Raw genomic sequence first — 1,661 nt, 5'->3', positions numbered from 1 at the left:
CCCCCGCCCTGCGGCGCCACCCAGACGATGTTCTGGGTCGGGTCCTTGATGTCGCAGGTCTTGCAGTGCACGCAGTTGGCGAAGTTGATCTGCAGCCGCTCGCTGCCGGCGTCGCCGACGAACTCGTACACCGCCGCCGGGCAGTAGCGCGACTCCGGGCCGGCGTAGGTCTTGAGGTTCACCTCGACCGGGACGCTCGCGTCCTTCAGCGTCAGGTGCGCCGGCTGGTGCTCGTCGTGGCTGGTGCTCGACAGGAACACCGAGCTCAGGCGGTCGAAGGTCAGCACGCCATCGGGCTTGGGGTAGGCGATCGCCTGGTGTTGCGCCGCCGGTTCGAGGCAGGCGTGGTCGGGCTTGGCGCGGTGGAGCGTCCACGGCGGGTTGCGGATGCCCAGCTTCGGCAGCAGCCATTGTTCGATGCCGGTCATCAGCGTCGCCAGCGAACGCCCCTTCTTGAACCACTGCTTGAAGTTCTTCGACTGCTTGAGCTCGGCGTGCAGCCAGCTCGCTTCGAACGCCAGCGGATAGGTCGACAGCTCGTCCTGCGCGCGCCCTTCGCCCAGCGCGGCGAACGCGGCTTCGGCGGCGAGCATGCCAGTCTTGATCGCGGCGTGGCTGCCCTTGATCCGGCTGGCGTTGAGGAAGCCGGCCTCGCAGCCGACCAGGGCGCCACCGGGAAACACCAGCTTGGGCAGGCTCAGCAGGCCGCCAGCGGTGATCGCGCGCGCGCCGTAGCCGACGCGCTTGCCGCCTTCGAGGTGCTTGCGGATCGCCGGATGCGTCTTCCAGCGCTGGAACTCCTCGAACGGGCTCAGGTACGGGTTGGCGTAGTCGAGGCCGACCACGAAGCCCAGCGCGATCTTGCCGTCCTCGGCGTGGTACAGGAACGAGCCGCCGTAGGTGTTCGCGTCCAGCGGCCAGCCGGCGGTGTGCACCACCAGGCCCGGCTGGTGCTTCGCCGGGTCCGCCTGCCACAGCTCCTTGATGCCGATGCCGTAGCTCTGCGGATCGCGGCCTTCGTCCAGCCTGAACTTCTCGATCAGGCGGCGGCCGAGGTGGCCGCGCGAACCCTCGGCGAAGATCGTGTACTTCGCCAGCAGCTCCATGCCCAGTTGGAACTCGGCGGTCGGCTCGCCGTCCTTGCCGATGCCGAGGTTGCCGGTGGCAACGCCCTTCACCGCACCGGCGTCGTCGTACAGGATCTCGTCGGCGGCAAAGCCGGGGAAGATCTCCACGCCCAGCGCTTCGGCCTGCTGCGCCAGCCAGCGCGTGACCGCGCCAAGGGAGACGATGTAGTTGCCGTGGTTGTTGAAACAGTCTGGCAGGAAGAAGGCGGGCGTCGACTTCGCGCCGCTCTGGTCGAGGAACAGGAACTCGTCCTTCGCCACCGCCTGCTTCAGCGGCGCGCCCTTGGCCTGCCAGTCGGGGAACAGTTCGTTCAGCGCGCGCGGATCGATGATCGCGCCCGAGAGGATGTGCGCGCCGGGCTCGGAGCCCTTCTCCAGCACGCACACCGAGACCTCGCGGCCGGCTTCTGCGGCCAGCTGCTTGAGCCGGATCGCGGTCGCCAGTCCGCCGGGGCCGGCGCCGACCACGACCACGTCGTACTCCATCGACTCGCGCGGGCCGTAGGTGGTCAGCAACTCTTCGGGGGTCATCGG

At 68.8% G+C, this 1,661-nt stretch carries 1 protein-coding gene; it reads right to left on the bottom strand.

Features of this window, described 5'->3' with window-relative positions; translation table 11 throughout:
• The coding region (locus PLC66_RS22645) for an electron transfer flavoprotein-ubiquinone oxidoreductase (protein ID WP_324544433.1) at positions 1-1,613 on the bottom strand (1,613 nt) is incomplete at its 3' end.
• Between the last annotated feature and the right edge of the window lie 48 nt (positions 1,614-1,661).

The organism is Thauera sp. (assembly GCF_035444905.1).
Lineage (GTDB): Bacteria > Pseudomonadota > Gammaproteobacteria > Burkholderiales > Rhodocyclaceae > Thauera.
The sequence above is the reverse complement of the archived record's forward strand: the minus strand, read 5'-3'. Positions and strand labels throughout refer to the sequence as shown.